A 17,382-nucleotide genomic window follows, 5' to 3' on the forward strand; every position below is an offset into this window, starting at 1 on the left:
ATTTTCCTTTTTAAAATTTAGTTATAATCACATATTATGAAATCAAATCCTTTTATAAAACCATCAGTTGAAATAAAACGTCGTAAGAATCCACAAGGTGAATATTCACACCTCAAAACTGCCGAACTTCTTGACGCGGTTAGAGAGAGCGCAAACTCTACTTATCGTGCAGACTTAGATATACTCCTAGATATTTTTTTAAAACGATATGATCAACGTCAGCAAGAGTTAGATAATTTAAACAGGGATTTAGAAGCCCGCATTAAAACAGAAGTCAATCTTGGTAAGGTAAACCAAAAACGCTTTGAACAACAAGCAAAAATGGCAGCTATGGGTGAGATGATGGATGCTGTCGCTCACCAATGGAAACAACCACTAAACGCACTCTCAATGATGTCTGACATGTTAAGATATGACTTTGAAAGTGAACTTGTTGACAAAGCTTATATAGATGAGATGACGAACGATACACAGATTCAAATAGAACATATGATTACAACTCTTAATGAGTTTAGAAACTTTTTTAGACCAAGAGAGACAAAAGAGAGTTTTGGTATAAAAAGATGTGTACAATCTGTTATGCTTCTAGTAAATGATGAATTTTTAATAAACAATATAAGCATACATGTAGACAGTGATAAAGAGATAATTATACATGGAATTGAAAATGAGTTTAAACATTTAGTTTTAAATATAATCAATAATGCAAAAGATGCTTTTAATGAGCGGGATACTAAACAAAGAGATATATTTATTACTTTTAATAAAGAAGATGATTTTGTACATGTAGATATTCAAGATACAGCAGGTGGAATTCCATTAAATGTAATCAATGATATATTTAAACCAGAAGTTACTACAAAAGAAGTTGGAAAAGGGACAGGGATAGGTCTGTATATGAGTATGCAGATAGCTCAAAAACTTGGCGGTTCACTCTCTGTAAAAAATATAAATAGTGGTGCCTGTTTTTCACTCCAAATTCCTTTGTAACTGCAAATTCGATATAATTCCAAAATAATAACAATATGTAAGAGTGCTGTTATTAAAATTTCAAGTTAAAGGTTCAATAATGAATCAAGTTCAACCGGGTAAATATCGCCCATATCCGCAAATAGATTTGCCAAATAGAAAATGGCCAACTAAAACCATAACGAATGCTCCGGCATGGTGTAGTGTTGATTTACGTGATGGAAATCAGGCACTAAAAAATCCAATGGACATGAATAAAAAACTTGAACTTTTTGCACTCTTACTAAAACTCGGATTTAAAGAAATTGAAGTTGGATTTCCATCTGCCTCAAAAGTAGAGTTTGACTTTTTACGACGTTTAGTTGATGATAAACTTATCCCTGATGATGTAACAATTCAGGTTTTAGTTCAAGCCAGAGAACATCTTATTGCTAAAACATTTGAGTCTTTAAAAGGTGTTAAAAAAGCAACTGTTCATCTTTATAACTCAACTTCTGTAGCACAACGCAAAATAGTATTTGGAAAAAGCAAAGAAGAGATTATTGCACTTGCTTTAGAGGGTGTTGATTTAGTAAAAAAATATGAAAAAACTCATGATGGAGAAATATTTTTAGAATATTCGCCTGAGAGCTTTACAGGAACAGAATTAGAATTTGCCGCAGAGATTTCAAATGCAGTAACATCTCGCTGGGGTATAAGTGATACTAGAAAAGTTATAATTAACTTACCAGCAACTGTAGAGATGGCTACACCAAATATTTATGCAGACCAAATTGAGTGGATGGCTAATCACTTAGATAACCGTGAAAATGTAATTATCTCAACCCATACACATAATGATAGAGGAACTTCTATAGCTGCTACTGAGTTGGCACTTTTAGCTGGTGCAGATAGAGTTGAGGGAACACTTTTAAGCAACGGTGAGAGAACTGGTAATGTTGATATGATTACGCTAGCGCTTAACATGTTAACGCAAGGCGTTGATCCTAAGCTAGACTTCTCTGATATTAATGAAGTTTTAGATGTTGTTGAGAGATGTACAGAAATGGTTACACATGCTCGTCATCCTTATGTTGGTGAACTTGTTTATACTGCATTTTCTGGTTCACACCAAGATGCAATAAACAAAGGGTTTACTCATAGAAAAACTTCTAATGATAGCTTTTGGGAAGTCCCATACCTTCCAATTGACCCAGAAGATGTTGGAAGAACTTATGAGAGTATTATCCGTATAAACTCTCAATCTGGAAAAGGTGGCGTTGCTTATATCTTAGAGAACGATTTTGGTTATCTGCTTCCAAAAGCTATGCACCCTGAAGTTGGAAAAATTGTTCAAGCTCTTAGTGATAAAAAAGGTAGTGAGCTCAATGGTGTTGAGATACTAGATGTTTTCAAAAAGAACTACTTTATTAAGACAGAAGAAGAGCATTTATCATTTATAGACTTTACTTTAACCTCTGTTAAAGGGACCTCTACATGTACTCTTACTTACAAATATAATGATAAAGAGATTGTTGCTAATGGCAAAGGAAATGGTCCTGTTGATGCATGTAAAGATGCTCTTATGAAGAACTATGCAAATAGTTTTACTATCAAATCTTACGCTGAGCACTCATTTGGAGATAAAAGCTCTGCAAAAGCAGTTGCTTATATAGAGATACAGACTAAACAAACACCATCTTGTTTCGGTGTTGGTGAAGATAACGATATTGCTACAGCCTCAGTTAAAGCACTATTTTGTGCTATTAACAGAGCATTTAATTAATATAAAAATATTTTAAATTATAATATAATTATATTTAATTAGATATAATTATATATGAACAAAAAAATATTACTTTTAGAAGACGACACTCTTTTGGGTGAGACTCTTCTTGAACTTTTAAGAGGTGTTGGTTATTCTGTTGTATTGGTCACATCTGGAGATGCGGCGGTAGATGAAACTTATGACAACAGTTATGATCTTTATATATTTGATATAAATGTTCCTGATATCAATGGTCTTGAACTTCTTAAATCACTTAGAGAGGCAGATGACAAGACTCCTACTATATTTATAAGTGCGCTGGTTGATATTGGTTCAATTTCACAAGCTTTTGAAGTTGGTGGTGATGACTATATTAAGAAGCCGTTTTTTCCAGAGGAACTACTCATAAGAGTAAACGCAAAACTCTCATCTAAAACTTCAAACATTATATACAATAATTTAGAGTATGAGCCTCAAACGAAAACACTTAGAAAAGATGGACATGTAATAGCTCTTGGAGAAGTTCAAGAACAGCTGTTTAATCTTTTTATACATAATATTAACAAAATTCTTGATAAAGATTTACTAATGGGGTGCTTAGAAAAACCGTCGCCGACGGCCCTAAGAGTAGCACTTACAAAACTAAAGCAGACAACCGGACTCAACATAAAAAATATTCGCTCCATAGGATATATACTTGAGTAGAGTAGAACTTGAATCATTTTTAAAAAGTTTTATACTGTTTTTCAGCTCTCTTGGGCTATTGATAGGTATACTTTTTTATATTAACTACACTAAGGAGATTCAAACTCTTGATGAGAAAATATTTTCCCAAATGAGAGTTTGCAGTTTCAATTTGAAATGTGAACAGTTTCAAATAGACTTTATACCGATGCATAAACATGAACTTTATACGCTGTATAAAGATGAGAGTGGACTAAGTAGCTACTACCCGATTCCAAATTCTAAAAAATATGTAATGTCTTTTAATTTTAATACACAAAGCTACAAAACAGAGCTTAATAGACTACAAAATAGTGCGCTTTGGAATTTTTTTATAATATTTGGAATAATTTTCATACTGTCAATTCTATTTTCTTTTTATGCTTTGCATCCACTTAGAAGTGCTTTGCTGCTAACACAGGAGTTTATAAAAGATATACTCCATGATTTTAACACTCCAATTGCTTCGCTTAGACTTAACAGCTCTATGCTTAAACACGAACTAAGAGATAACAAAAAAATAGACAGGATTGAGCAGAGTGTTCAAAATATACTAAATCTACAACAGCATCTACGTTCATATTTAAATAATCATCTATTAGAAAAAGAGATATTTGAGTTAAAAAGTACTATACAAATTCATATACATATGTTAGAAAAAAACTACCCTGATATAAAATTTGAGGTAGATATGCAAGATTTAAATATCTCTACATGTAAGGATGCTTTCATCCGAATAATAGATAATATTTTAACAAATGCAGCCAAGTACAATAAACAAAATGGCTCTGTTAAAATAAATTATGACCATAAAACAAAAAACTTGTATATTATCGATACAGGAAAGGGGATAAAAAACCCTAAAAGAATGTTTGATAGATTTTATAAAGAGCAAGATAGGGGTATAGGGATAGGTCTTCATATTGTCAAAAAACTATGTGATGAGCTGGGAATAAAAATCAGTGTCAAAAGTGAACCAAACAAAGGAACAGAGTTTACACTAAACATTTCCAAACTAACACTTGACTAACAAACATGTGCAATACTTGCAACATCAAAACAAAGGATATACAATGAAAACTTTAACATTGGGAGCGACTTTAATGTTGCTAGGGACTTTTACATTAGGTATGTCGGCAACGATAGATGAGCAAATTTCAGCGATTGAAACAGCAACTACGACACAAGAAAGAGTGAGACTTGTAAATGAGTTTAAAACAACTCTCTCAACTATGAGTGCGCAAGAAAGAGCAGTAGCCATTGATCAACTAAGATCAACTATGCAGACGGATGGGGAACAAGTTCAGACAAGAACTCAAACTAGAGAGAGAAGTCGTCTTAATCAAATGGATGAAACTCAATTAATGCAACAGAACCAAATAAGAAATCAGAATCAAGTTGGATCACAATATATGCAACAAAATGCTGGTGGTTCTAGTAAATTTATGAATAAAAGATAGGCTTTACAAAATAACTAGGAATGTATCGTCATTTTGACGATACAGGAGGATGTCTACATGTACAAAAAAATAATAACTCTTTTAGCGATAACCTCGCTTAGTCTATCTGCTTATAGCGATAAAGATTTGGATGGTGTCGATGACAGCTTAGATCAATGTCCCAATACATACTTTAGTGAGTTGGTGGATATGAATGGTTGTACAATTGAAAATTTAAGTGGTGAACATCATTTTGATATTATATATGGTCTTAATTTTACGAAGGCCGATTACACAACTACCGAGAAGACAGATACTACTACACAAGATTTACAATTAGATTACTATTATAGAAATTTTTCCCTTCAGATTATTAGTTCTTACTACAACTACAATAATAAAACATACGATAAGAGTGGCATGAACGACCTATTTATAGCTGCTTACTATAAACTATCTCCAACAAATGAGTTAACGCTAAGGTTTGGAGCTGGAGTAACTATACCCACTTATGATTCACTGCTAAATAATAACAATTCTGACTACACAGCATCTATGAATATTGGATACAAACTAGAAAGTATAAATTTATTTGCAGGGTACAGCTACACAATAATAAATGATGATGATGTAGCGGGAGTAGCCTCATATCAAAATACAAATTCTTTCACTGCCGGTGCTGGTTTTTACCCACAAAAAAATCTATACGTCAGTGGCTCTTACAATAATAGTGACAGCATATACACAAATGTAGATACAATAAGAACCATTTCTCTTTATACTTTTTACAATATAGATGCTAATTGGTTTGCAAGCTTTAGTTACTCTTATGGAGTAAGTGATAGTGCTAGTGATAGCTCTACATCATTTCGTGTAGGCTATTATTTTTAAAACAATAGTTCCTCTTCTGCTTTTACTTCCGCCTCAGCGCGAGGTGGCTTGGAGATATCGCTAAAGTACTCTTTTCTACCATTTACATCTACTTCTATTATTCCTTCTGGTGCTTCAAACTTTCTTTTTATTTGTGGATATAATCTCAATATATGTTGATAAAACATTGAAAATGCTGGTCCAGATATTCTACCGCCTGTCTCTTTTATATGCATAGGAGTATTGTCATCATTTCCAAACCAAACTATAGTCTCAATTGTTGGTGAATAACCTGCAAACCATCCATCCATATTATTATTAGTAGTTCCTGTTTTTCCGGCAAGCTCTATCCCTTTTGATCTTGCTCTTCTTCCTGTCCCTTTTTTTATAACATCTTTTAATATTGTAGTTATTATATAAGCTTGAGTAGGTTCTGTAATAAAACGTGTTTGCTCTTTTTTCTCATATATTGTAGTTGATTTTTTATCTATATAGCGTATCAGATGAGGCTCAACTTGAATACCGGCATTTGCAAAAGATGTGTAGTACTTTGCTAGTTCCAGAGGCGAAAGAGAGATAGTCCCAAGAGAGATAGATAAATCAGGAGGAAGATTTTTAATACCAAATTTTTTAAACTCTCTTAAAAGTTCTCTAAGGCCTATGTCATTTACGAGATTAATAGTAGCCAGATTTCTTGAGTGAACAAGTGCCTCCCTAAGACTAATAAGACCTTTATAGTTCTCCTCATAGTTCTGTGGCTGCCACTTCAACTCTTCACCATTTTTTTCGTATGTGTATGTTCTAGCAATATCAACTAGCTCAGTTGCCCCGGAATAGCCTAAATCAACAGCAACCTGATATATAAATGGTTTAAACGCCGAGCCAGGCTGACGACGACCTTGCGTTGCACGATTGTATGGAGAAGTTTTATAGTCTATACTGCCTACAAGAGCTAATATATCTCCACTTTTAGAATCCAGTGAAACCAGAGCTCCGTTTAACTGAGTTATATTTACGTCAGGAGCAACTTTATAATTTGGATTATTAGATAGTTTTTTTTGTTCCCAAGCCTTGTATTTATCAATTCTTTTTAATGACATATCATAGGCACTTTTAAGCGACTCAATTGCCGCCTTTTGAAGCCGTATATCTATTGTAGTATAAATCTCATAACCGCCTGTTTTTATATCACTTATCCCTAAGTTATATGCCCGTCTTGCCACCTCATCTACTATAAAAGGTGCACGATTTTGTGTCAAAGTGTCATCAAAAACTTCAGGGTTCTCTTCTAATGAACTATTGTAAGTCTCATCATCAATCCATCCAAGAACATGCATTCTGGTTATTACACGATTTGCTCTACCCATAGATATCTCATAATTTTTTGTGGGGGCATAAGCACTTGGTGCCTTTGGAAGACCTACTAAAATTGCCATCTCTTTGAGCGTTAAATCAGCTAAATTTTTGTGAAAATAACCGTCTGCTGCTGTTTTTATACCATAATATCCGTGACCGAAATATATCTCATTTAAATAGCACTCTAGGATTTTCTCTTTGCTTAGATTCATCTCTAGCTTAAGAGAATATATAAGCTCTTTTACTTTTCTTGATAGCTTTTTTTCTCTTGTTAAAAGTTTATTTTTCACTAACTGCTGAGTTATTGTACTCGCTCCCTCAACCATTTTTCCAGCTTTTATATCTTTTATTATTGCTCTGAAAATTGCATCAATATTTATACCTGGATGTTCAAAGAATGTTGTATCTTCTATTGCTGTAAGGGCTTCAATTATTCTAGGAGGAATCTCTTCAAATGAGGCATAGTATCTATGCTTTTTATCAAAAATATTCGCTATTTTATCTCCATTTTTATCATAAATTCTCGTTGTGACATCTGGCTTATAGTTTACTATTGATGATATATCATAACTTTGTCCGACTAAAAAATATCCTAAAATAATAAAAGGAGTTAAAAAGCCAAGAAGCATCAGTGTAAAAAATATATTTTTAAATAGTTTCATATTCTAAAGTTCCTATTGGCAAAATTTGCCTCAATCAGTGTTTTTGTATATTTTACAGTTGGATTTTGCAAGATTGTTTGCATATCTCCAATCTCCATTACTTTGCCATTTTTTATAACACATATATCCTCGCACAAGCTTTTTGCCGAGTTCATATCATGTGTCACAAAAAGTATTTTAAAGCCAAACTCTTTTTGCAGTTTTTTTAATAATTCTAAAATCATCACTCTCGTCTTTGGGTCAAGTGCTGTTGTTGGCTCATCTAGTAACAAAAGTTTAGGTTCAGACTCTAGTGCCATAGCAATTATAACACGTTGAAGTTGCCCACCTGAGAGCTCCGGAGGGAACCTTTGTAAAAGTTCTGCCTCCAACCCAACTTGAGTAAATAGACTTTCTGCTTTCTCAAGAGAGGTAAAAAATTGTTTGTGTATTTTTGTAAGTGGAGAGAGTGCTGTAAATGGGTTTTGAGGTACAAAAGCCAAACTATCACCTGCTCTTAATTCAAAATCACAATCAAATTCCAATTCAACTTCCATACTGCTTGGCAACATACCCAAAAGTGCTTTTAGTGTTAAACTTTTCCCACTTCCACTCTGCCCAACAAGCGCTAAAGAGGATGATATGTTAAAAGATATATCAACTAATGTTTTATCATCTAGAGTTATATGCAGCTTTGAGATATTCATATTTTTATTTTAGCTAAATTTATACATAACTCTCTTAACTGCTCACAACTGTTGCCTAATCTTGCGATGACTCTTATTATAGCTTTGTCTACTGTTGGCTGTCTTATACCGCCTACAGCGAATCCTTGGCGTTTTAGCTCATCTCGAATTTCTATAACTTTTTTGTTATCATCAATAACAATTGGGACAATAAGAGCCTCTGTTTTTATACCGAGTTCTTTAAAAATTATTTCTTTTCTTTGCTCTATTTCACCCTTTAAAAACTCTACATTTTTCAACATATAAATTAGAGCATTATGTGCCAAAAGCGTGTCATAAAGAGATAGAGAAGTTGCATATATAATTGGTTTTGCACGATTAATTAAATACTCTACAATATGCTCTGATGCCAAAATAAATGCACCAAAACTCCCATAAGCTTTTCCTAGTGTTCCCATCTTTATATAATTTTGTTTTATATCCACCCCATAGTAATCAAATGCGCCCATTAGCTTGTCACCTATAACTCCACTACTATGTGCTTCATCTACTATAAGAAGTGCATCATATCTGTCAGCTATGGAAAAAATATCTTTATGAACTATGTCTCCATCCATTGAGTATATCCCCTCAACTGCGACTATCTTTCTTTTTGCTACTGAGTGCTTTAGTAAATCTTCCAACTCATCCATGTTATTGTGAGAAAAAAACTCTACATGTAGATTGTTTAGATTGGAAGCCAACACTCCAGAAGCATGGTATTTCTCATCCATAAACAAAGTATCGCCTCTTCTAACCAATGACTCAATCAGAGCTATATTTGCATTAAATCCACTACCTACAATAACTGCATCCTCAAAGCCATTAGCCTCACACAAAGCAGACTCAAAATTTTTATGAATCTGATGATAGCCATTTACCAAAAGCGATGCTTTGGAACTGTGAAGCGGAAGTTTTGAGAGAGCTTTACATGTAGCATTATGTAACTCTAGATTGTGTGCTAAACCAAGATAATCATTTGATGCAAAATCTAAAACAGAGTTATCTACCACTTCTCTGCTTCTATATCTGCCTGACTTTCTAAGAGCCTTTAGTTCATTATCGTAATACATTATATTATTCCCCATTAACCAACAACAACCCTGTCTCTGCCTGTCTCTTTTGCTTTGTAGAGTGCATCATCTACTCTTTTGTATAAAAACTCTGCATCTTCTCCATCAACATACTGTGTAACTCCAAAACTCATTGTAATTGGCAGAATTTTCTCACTATTCTTTATCTCTATTCTCAGTTTTTCTGCAATTACCTCTGCATTTTCCTTGCTTGCATGTGGTAAAATTATCATAAACTCTTCACCTCCAATTCTGCAAAAAATATCAACATTTCTAATAAAAGAAGATATAAGTTTTGAATACTCTACAAGTACATTATCACCGACTATATGCCCATGAATATCATTTACTTTTTTAAAAAAATCTATATCACACATTATAAGAGATAAAGAGTGTCCATATCTTCTTGACTTGGAAATCTCTTCCTTTAATCGTTGATTGAAATACCTGCGATTTTTAATCCCAGTCAAAGGATCCGTAACTGTTAAATATTCTAATTCTATTTTATATCTTTCTTGCTCTGTAATATCTGTAAGTACTACACTGTAATGATTCTTCTCAACTGAAATAAGTGATACAGCTACTGAGAAATAGTACTCTTTTTCATTGTATTTAATTTTTACCTTATTATAGCTAGTAGAATTTTGTTCCAAATATTCAACCCAATGCTGACCACTCATATCTTTTTGTACACATCCATCTTCTTTTACAAAAAAATCACATATACAAGCATGCTCCATTTTAAACTCTTTAAGGGATTTATATCCATCAAAATATTTAAAGAACACTCTGTTTACATCTATTGTTGTATTTTTGTCATTTATTACAACAATATTAGTGGATGAATCTATAATATTTTTATAGTATTTCTTTTCTCTTCTATTTCCATAAAAAAGAAAGCTACTCACAATAATTGCAATGCTCATAACAATTATAGTTGTAAAAGTAAACCACTTAAACATTAAAAAATCTAAATCTAAATTTGAAACATTATTTCTCTTTTTAAACATAATATAATAGCCGAGAGACTCCATATTTAGTGTTTTTAACTCATGTGAGACCACCAAATAGTCATCTTCTACTTTGTATGAGTTGTTAAAGTAGTTTTGTACACCTTTTTTCTCTAAATATTTTAATATCCCTGAGGGTGCATCAAAATTTGCAACATAATATTCACTATTGATAAATGTTGCTGTAAATGGGTATTTTAATTTTTCACTATACCTTTTTTTCAAAACAACAACTGAGTCTGTATCAAACTTCTTTAGCTGCTTTGAAATAGAGTTGAAATGTGATATCACCTCTATTATTCCAATAAAAACATCATCTTTAAAAAGTGGGATTACTGCTTTTATACTAAGGTCATAAAGCCCTGCGCTACAACCATATGACGGTTTTTTTGATTTTGAAACGCTTACCAAATCCGGTCTTAGGCCAGCAATATTCTCATGTTTTATATTGCTCCAGCTTTTATAGATAGAGTTTAAATCCTTGTCAATAATATGCACCCATATGTTTTTATATTGTGTATATTCTCTATAATCAGAAATTAGTTTTTTATAATAATCATTATCTATATTGTTGCTAAAAACATCCTGAACTAATTTTTTATCATTTGCCAAACTAATTGCCATCGCTAAAGTCGCCTTTTGCTTGGCTAAAATCATAGCCCCAACTTCTTCTTGCATCTCACTGGCTAATAATTTATATTTAATATTTTGCAGGCTATCTTTTTTTTCTTCAAGAAAACCAGTGTATGAGAAAGCAATAAGTACTAAAAGTATAAAACCAACAAGTTGATATAAGTATAGCCGATAATGTTTCAATCTAAATGTCCTTTTATTTACACCATTTTATCACTAAATATGTTGAATTTAAATAAAAATTTTTAATAACTCTGTATTCAAACCCATTGCTGTGCTCTCATATCCCCTAATTTCTGTTATATAAGCTTTACAAAACCCCTCTACCATACAAGCCCCTGCTTTTCCTTGCCAATCCCCACATCTAAGATAATTTTCTAAATCTTCAAGATTAAACTCACTGAAAATATAATCAGTAGATGAGATGTCGACTATTTTAATGTTTGGCGCTTGGTAAATCATACATGTAATAATGCTTGTAATATTTCCGCTTAGTGTCATCAGTATATTTCTGGCATCATCAACACATTTCGCTTTTCTAAGTATTTGCCCCTGAGAACTGACTACAGTGTCAGCTACTAAAAGCGGGTAATCATTGTATCCGAAAGATTTGAGGTTTGCTTCATATTTTCCAAGTGTAGCGAGGTAAACGAAGTTTTTAGGTGATGAGGCAATAATACTATCTTCATCAAAATCAACACTTTGCTGAATAAACTCAATTCCAGCTTCTGTTAAAAGCTGGGCACGTGTAGATGAAGATGAAGCAAGTCTTATCATTATAAAGAGCTTGAGAAATAAGTTCCTATCAATATCGCAATAACACCAAGTACAATATTTAGAGGCACCATAAATTTTCCAATAAGTCCAAGCTGATTTTTAGCACCTACAAAGTCTCCGCTGTTCAATAGTTTCTCAGCCTTGTTTCTTCTAAGCATCATAACCATCAGGTTTATAAACATAACACTCCATATAGTCTCTTTAATGTAGACTAATGGGCTAAATGCTGATGCGGAGAGTCCATAACCTTTAATCATAAAAATCGCAGTAATCATTAAGATAATTACAAAAGGTAAAACTATACTAAAGAGTCTTTTAAGAGCATGAGAAATTCTCTCTAATCTTTTTTGAGGTGATTCAATCTCTAAAAATGATTGATGAGCAGCATAACGCATAGCTATCATACCGCCAACCCACACAACCGCACTTATTACATGTAAAAAAACTATAATAACTTTATACTCTAAAAATATATCTTGCATTATGACAGAACCTCCGCAATAAATTTTAATGCCTCTTCTTTAGCTTCTGCCAATTTTGTTGCATCTTTTCCACCGGCTTGTGCAAAGTCAGGACGACCTCCGCCTCCGCCACCAAGTATTGGAGCAATTTTTTTAATCCAATCACCAGCTTTAGCATTTGCATCTTTAACACCAGCAGCAATAAGTACTTTATCACCTTTTACTTGAAAAAGCATTGCGCAAAGTTTTTCATTTTGGTTTTTAAGCTCATCAATTTTTTCTTTTATATCTCCGCTCAGTAACTCTTCAACAACAACTGTAACACCATTTATATCAGTTGTTCTCATCTCAACTTTAGCACTATTTTGCGCATCTTGCAATTCGTTCTTTAGCTCAGTAATATTTGATTTAAGCCTTGCAATACCAGAAATAATATCTAAGTTTTTAACTTCGGCTTGAACCTCTTTTAAAAGAGCTCTTTGCTGCGTAAAGTATTGAAAAGCTGCATTTCCACAAACAGCCTCTATACGACGAACACCTGCAGAGACTCCACTCTCTTTTGTAATAATAAACGAGCCTATGTTTGCAGAATTATCTACATGTACTCCACCGCAAAACTCTACACTTGCATTGCCAAAACTAACAACGCGAACTTCATCACCGTATTTCTCTCCAAACTGAGCTTTTGCACCAGACTTTTTAGCATCTTCAATACCCATAACTTCTGTTTTGCCAGTTATTCCACGAAGAACATCATTGTTTACTCTTTTCTCTATTTCAGCTATCTCTACGTTAGTTAACGCTTTTGGATGTGAGAAATCGAATCTTAGCTTATCTGCGTCTACAAGTGAGCCTGCTTGTGAAATATGATCTCCTAAAACATCATATAAAGTTGCATGAAGAAGGTGTGTAGCGGAGTGATGTTTGATAATTTCTGCTCTGCTTATATCTACATGTGAGTCTACAATATCACCAACTTTTAACTCATTTTCTACAGAGATTTGTGACATATTTAGTCCAAAGAACTTTTTCGTATCAAGAACTTTTGCAAAATTGACAAGCTCTCCCATATCACCAGTTTGTCCACCACTCTCAGCATAAAAAGGTGTAACATCTAAAAGAACCCAGCCTTTAGAACCTACACTTAACTTTTCTACATGTTTAAATTTATCATCTAAAAGCGCTAAAACTTCCCCTGAGTGTTGTAAAAACTCATATCCGATAAAAGTGTTTTCATTAAACTTCTCTAAAAGTTCTTTGAAATCTCCATGAACTGCATCATCTCCGCTACCCTTCCAGGCAGCTTTTGCACGAGTTCTTTGCTCAAGCATCAACTCTTCAAACTTAGCAGAATCAAGTTTTAAATTTTTCTCTTTAAGCATATCTTCTGTTAGGTCAAGCGGGAATCCAAAAGTGTCATAAAGTTTAAAAGCAACCTCTCCGCTAAAGACACCCTTTGTATTTTCAAGTTCAGCATTAAAGAGTTCGATTCCAGACTCAATTGTTTTGAAAAATCTAGCCTCTTCTAATTCTATCTGCTCTTTTACGGCAGGAGCTTTAGGAGATAAATAATCATACTCTGCTCCCATAATCTCTACCACATCATCAACCAGTTTATACATAAACGGCTCTCTAAAACCAAGCAAATAACCGTGTCTTACAGCACGACGAAGAATACGACGAAGAACATAGCCACGCCCTTCGTTTGAAAAGTTTATACCTTGAGCCAAAAGAAATAGTGCAGTTCTTATATGGTCTGCTATTACGCGGTAAGAAGCACCAGTAGCATACTCATACTCTTTGCCTATTAGTCTTTCTACATGTAGAATAATTGGCATAAAAAGTGATGAGTCATAATTGCTTTGTTTCCCCTCTGCAATTGCGACAACACGCTCAAGACCCATACCCGTATCTATCGATGGTTTTGGAAGTGGCGTCATAGTCCCATCGGCACTTTTTTCATACTGCATGAAAACAAGATTCCAAATCTCTAAAAATCTATCTCCCTCACCGCCCATATAATCCTCTGGGCCACTAAAGCTTTCTGCGCCTTGGTCAAAAAAGATTTCACTACAAGGTCCACATGGTCCTGTATCTCCCATCTGCCAGAAGTTATCAGCATCACCAAGTCTCATAATTCTATCTTTATGAACATGCTTCTGCCAAAGGAGTTCAGCTTCATCATCGCTCTCATGGACAGTAACCCAGAGCTTCTCAACAGGGAATTTTAAAACTTCAGTTATAAATTCCCAAGCATAATCAATGGCATCTTCTTTGAAGTAGTTACCAAAACTAAAGTTACCGAGCATCTCAAAAAACGTGTGGTGACGGGCTGTGTGTCCAACATTTTCCAAATCGTTGTGTTTACCGCCTGCACGGATACATGTTTGACAAGAAGTAGCTCTAGGGTTTTGTGGAACCGGTATTTCACCTGTAAAAATAGATTTAAAGGGCACCATACCTGCATTGTTAAAAAGAAGTGTTGCGTCATCTGGTACAAGCGGAGAGCTTGCTACTCTATCGTGATTTTTTTCTTCAAAAAATTTTAAAAATTCTTCTCTAATATTCATAAATAATTCTCTCGTATAAAATTACGCGATTATACCTAAAAATTGTACTAAAGAAGATAAAAATACCTGCCTATTTAAGTAAAAAATTTGATAAGTGTAGCTATAATTATTGACTTTCAATAATGGTAAATTAAAACAAAAATCGGAGATAATCTTGAAGAAATTAATATTGGCTACTGCTTTACAATTATCTTTAGCAACAACTGTAGTATTAGCAGCACAGCAAACGAATATGAATAACAGAGCGTTTATGTCGGTAAAAGTAAAAGCTGACAAAGGGGAGGCAAATAGTCAATTTGCTTTGGGTGGCATGTATTTTCAGGGTATTTCAATAGAAAAAGACCATGCTATGGCAGCATCTTTATATCGAAAAGCTGCAATACAAGGGCATGAAAAAGCTATGTTTAACCTTGCTATGATGTACAAAAAGGGAGATGGCGTAAAACAGGATATGAATGAAGCAATTTCTTTATTTGGTCAAGGGGCTGAAAAAGGGGACCAAAAGTCTGCCATTCACCTTGCTGAGATATACTACAAAGGTGATGGTGTAAAAAAAGATTTGGGTAAGGCTTTTGAATTATATAAACAAGTTGCAGATAAAAAATACCCTATAGCGCAATATCAAGTTGGTTTGATGTACAAAGCTGGCGAAGGTACAAAAATGGATTTATCCAAAGCCATCCTTTACCTAAACAAAGCATCTATGCAAAACAGCGAAGCAGCGCAATACGTACTTGGTAAGATGTATTACGATGGTGATGGAGTAAAACAAAACAAAAAAGAGGCTGAGGGTCTTCTAAAAAAGGCTTACTTAAATGGAAAACATGAAGCTAAAGCAATTTTAGATAAAGAAAATTGGATACCAGAACAAAATAAACAAAATTAAAGGAAATTTATGAAAAAAATATCTATTGCATTAAGCGTTGCTACACTTCTAATAGTAGGTTGTAGCGATAAGCCAAAAGAGCAAGAAAAAAGTACAAAAGCAGAGATTACTAAAGCAGCTGTAGAGCCTCAATCAATTTATGGAGCTTCTCCTCAAAAACAAGATACGCCAAACGACAATGAGCTTAAACTTGATGCTCCTCATGTTGGTAAAGTGTTAGAAACTGTAAATGGTGGTGGTTATACATACGCTAAAGTTGAAGAAGAAGGCAATGTATACTGGATAGCCGGTCCTCAGACAGAAGTAACAGTAGGAAGTAAAATCTCTTTTCTTGAGCAAATGGTTATGAATGATTTTTCAAGCAAAGCATTAAATAAAACATTTGAGACTCTTGTATTTGTTAGTGCTATTGTATCAACTGACAAATCAGCTAAGAGTGGTTCTGTAGTAACTACGGCTGCTAAACATACAGATGGAACACATATTGATTGCAACCACGAAGATGAACTTAAACAAACTCCATCAGCAATCAAGGTATCTAAAAATCCGAATGGGTACAGTGTTGAAGATTTATATACAAAAAAAGCAGAACTTGCTGCTAAAAGTGTAAAAGTTAATGCTCAAGTAGTTAAGGTGTCAAAAGCAATTATGGGTAAAGATTGGGTTCACTTACAAGATGGTTCTGGTTCCAATGGAACTAATGACATTATAGCTACTTCGAAAAATTCAACTGTAAAAGTTGGAGATGTAGTTACTACTGAGGGAATAATAAAAACTAAAGTTGATCTTGGTTATGGTTATAAATTTGACGTAATCATCGAAGAGGCTAAATTTACTGCTATTAAGTAGTATTTATAATAGTAACTAAACTATAGAGCATCCTTAAAAGATGCTCTAAAAACTTCTAACTATTTATTAGGAAAATCCTTAAATAACTTTTCAATAACCTTATTTATATAAGCGCTCATCTCTTCTTGTGTATATTCTGCAGATATTTCGTCTTTAGCTATACCCTGCCAAACAACTTCCTGCTTTTTAACATCAAAAACTTCTATAATTAGTTTTCCCTCGTCATACTCATAAGTATTAGTAGTGACTCTCATATCTCTCTCATACGGGTAATAGCTACGATTAACATCTATAAAAGGCGAGTTGTTGTTCCAATAACCATCATAAAATCTAGGTCTTATACTCATATTTTCATAATTAGTCTCAACTTGACTCTTAGTTTGAACATCAAGATGTACTGTAAAATAAAAGTCTGCATTACTTTTCTCTACACTTGTGTAACCTTTTTGAATTATATAGCTCTTAAGAGCTTTACTTATACGACTTCTAGCCAAATCTCTGTTATCGCTTTTCTTGGCATAAACAACTGAAAAGTTTGAGTTTGATTTAAAGTCATACTTCGGGTCATAATCAACTTGAACCTGAAGTGTAGAACACCCAATCATAAAAATAGATACAACGACTCCAAACAACAAGTTTCTCATAAACTCCCC

The 17,382-nt window shown here is 33.7% G+C and carries 16 protein-coding genes; 8 read left to right on the forward strand and 8 right to left on the reverse strand.

Annotation, left to right across the window (positions count from 1 at the left end; all coding sequences use genetic code 11):
• Positions 1 to 36 precede the first annotated feature (36 nt).
• From HUE87_RS11160 to HUE87_RS11185, 6 genes are all read left to right on the forward strand, one after another.
• The gene (locus HUE87_RS11160) at positions 37 to 990 is read left to right on the forward strand and encodes a sensor histidine kinase (protein WP_194366465.1); all 954 of its coding nucleotides are present in this window, start codon (positions 37 to 39) and stop codon (positions 988 to 990) included.
• Between the two features lie 79 nt (positions 991 to 1,069).
• On the forward strand, positions 1,070 to 2,734 hold the full coding sequence (gene leuA, locus HUE87_RS11165; protein ID WP_194366466.1) for a 2-isopropylmalate synthase: 1,665 nt from the start codon (positions 1,070 to 1,072) through the stop codon (positions 2,732 to 2,734).
• A gap of 54 nt (positions 2,735 to 2,788) precedes the next feature.
• Entirely contained in the window at positions 2,789 to 3,421 is a 633-nt protein-coding gene (locus HUE87_RS11170) for a response regulator transcription factor (protein WP_194366467.1), read from the forward strand.
• Positions 3,414 to 4,469, forward strand: a complete 1,056-nt coding sequence (locus tag HUE87_RS11175; protein WP_194366468.1) for a sensor histidine kinase — start codon at positions 3,414 to 3,416, stop codon at positions 4,467 to 4,469. Before HUE87_RS11170 ends, HUE87_RS11175 begins: the two co-directional genes overlap by 8 nt.
• A 43-nt stretch (positions 4,470 to 4,512) precedes the next feature.
• Positions 4,513 to 4,899 carry a hypothetical protein gene (locus HUE87_RS11180; RefSeq protein ID WP_194366469.1) on the forward strand — a complete coding sequence of 129 codons (387 nt, stop codon included), beginning with the start codon at positions 4,513 to 4,515 and terminating at the stop codon, positions 4,897 to 4,899.
• Between the two features lie 57 nt (positions 4,900 to 4,956).
• Positions 4,957 to 5,769 (forward strand): DUF3187 domain-containing protein, encoded by an 813-nt coding sequence (locus tag HUE87_RS11185; protein WP_194366470.1) that lies wholly within the window; start codon positions 4,957 to 4,959, stop codon positions 5,767 to 5,769.
• Here HUE87_RS11185 and HUE87_RS11190 read toward each other — a convergent pair.
• Genes HUE87_RS11190 through alaS form a run of 7 tightly spaced genes read right to left on the reverse strand, consistent with a single transcriptional unit; the run spans position 5,766 to position 14,994 of the window.
• The gene (locus tag HUE87_RS11190; protein ID WP_194366471.1) at positions 5,766 to 7,766 is read right to left on the reverse strand and encodes a penicillin-binding protein 1A; all 2,001 of its coding nucleotides are present in this window, start codon (positions 7,764 to 7,766) and stop codon (positions 5,766 to 5,768) included. The genes HUE87_RS11185 and HUE87_RS11190 overlap by 4 nt on opposite strands.
• Positions 7,763 to 8,452 (reverse strand): ATP-binding cassette domain-containing protein, encoded by a 690-nt coding sequence (locus tag HUE87_RS11195; RefSeq protein WP_194366472.1) that lies wholly within the window; start codon positions 8,450 to 8,452, stop codon positions 7,763 to 7,765. The genes HUE87_RS11190 and HUE87_RS11195 overlap by 4 nt, the downstream gene beginning before the upstream one ends.
• Positions 8,449 to 9,543 (reverse strand): aminotransferase class I/II-fold pyridoxal phosphate-dependent enzyme, encoded by a 1,095-nt coding sequence (locus HUE87_RS11200; protein ID WP_194366473.1) that lies wholly within the window; start codon positions 9,541 to 9,543, stop codon positions 8,449 to 8,451. The genes HUE87_RS11195 and HUE87_RS11200 overlap by 4 nt, the downstream gene beginning before the upstream one ends.
• Before the next feature lie 14 nt (positions 9,544 to 9,557).
• The gene (locus HUE87_RS11205; protein WP_229855140.1) at positions 9,558 to 11,369 is read right to left on the reverse strand and encodes a diguanylate cyclase; all 1,812 of its coding nucleotides are present in this window, start codon (positions 11,367 to 11,369) and stop codon (positions 9,558 to 9,560) included.
• 48 nt (positions 11,370 to 11,417) lie between these two features.
• A complete protein-coding gene (maf, locus tag HUE87_RS11210; protein WP_194366474.1) occupies positions 11,418 to 11,963 on the reverse strand; it encodes a septum formation inhibitor Maf in 546 nt (181 codons plus the stop codon).
• Complete coding sequence (locus tag HUE87_RS11215) at positions 11,963 to 12,445, reverse strand: hypothetical protein (protein WP_194366475.1); 483 nt, start codon at positions 12,443 to 12,445, stop codon at positions 11,963 to 11,965. The genes maf and HUE87_RS11215 overlap by 1 nt, the downstream gene beginning before the upstream one ends.
• Positions 12,445 to 14,994: an alanine--tRNA ligase gene (alaS, locus tag HUE87_RS11220; RefSeq protein WP_194366476.1), complete on the reverse strand. Its 2,550-nt coding sequence runs from the start codon at positions 14,992 to 14,994 to the stop codon at positions 12,445 to 12,447. Before alaS ends, HUE87_RS11215 begins: the two co-directional genes overlap by 1 nt.
• Before the next feature lie 154 nt (positions 14,995 to 15,148).
• On the opposite strand from alaS, the gene HUE87_RS11225 reads away from it, so the two are divergent.
• Both HUE87_RS11225 and HUE87_RS11230 read left to right on the forward strand, forming a co-directional pair.
• Positions 15,149 to 15,880 (forward strand): tetratricopeptide repeat protein, encoded by a 732-nt coding sequence (locus HUE87_RS11225; protein WP_194366477.1) that lies wholly within the window; start codon positions 15,149 to 15,151, stop codon positions 15,878 to 15,880.
• A 9-nt stretch (positions 15,881 to 15,889) separates the two neighbouring features.
• Positions 15,890 to 16,729, forward strand: coding sequence for a DNA-binding protein (locus tag HUE87_RS11230; protein WP_194366478.1), 840 nt, complete (start codon positions 15,890 to 15,892; stop codon positions 16,727 to 16,729).
• Positions 16,730 to 16,788: 59 nt separating this feature from the next.
• Here the strand turns inward: HUE87_RS11230 and HUE87_RS11235 are convergent, their stop codons facing one another.
• Positions 16,789 to 17,373 carry a DUF4136 domain-containing protein gene (locus HUE87_RS11235; protein WP_194366479.1) on the reverse strand — a complete coding sequence of 195 codons (585 nt, stop codon included), beginning with the start codon at positions 17,371 to 17,373 and terminating at the stop codon, positions 16,789 to 16,791.
• Positions 17,374 to 17,382: the final 9 nt, after the last annotated feature.

It is taken from the genome of Candidatus Sulfurimonas marisnigri (assembly GCF_015265475.1).
In the GTDB taxonomy this organism is placed as follows: Bacteria; Campylobacterota; Campylobacteria; order Campylobacterales; family Sulfurimonadaceae; genus Sulfurimonas; species Sulfurimonas marisnigri.